Below are 237 nucleotides of genomic sequence, written 5' to 3' on the forward strand. Positions count from 1 at the left end.
TACAATTACACTCTCTAAAACAGTCTCTGCATTTGCACCTGTATAGTTAGCCGTAACCTTAATAGTTGGCGGCGCAATATCTGGATATTCCTCTATAGGTAAGGATGTTATACTGATAACACCTAGTATAACTATGATAATAGAGATTACTGTTGAAAGCACTGGTCTTTCAATAAATGTTTTTAACATAACTAATAAATATGTTTAAGGAATAATTTAGTTTTTAAATAAAGTAGC

1 protein-coding gene is annotated in these 237 nt (G+C 30.8%); it reads right to left on the reverse strand.

The genetic code is table 11. The features are described 5' to 3' along the window. Positions 1-189, reverse strand: a 189-nt coding sequence (locus FUA24_RS23335) for an efflux RND transporter permease subunit (protein ID WP_148545737.1), incomplete at its 3' end; no start/stop codon positions are given. Between the last annotated feature and the right edge of the window lie 48 nt (positions 190-237).

It is taken from the genome of Seonamhaeicola marinus (genome assembly GCF_008085455.1).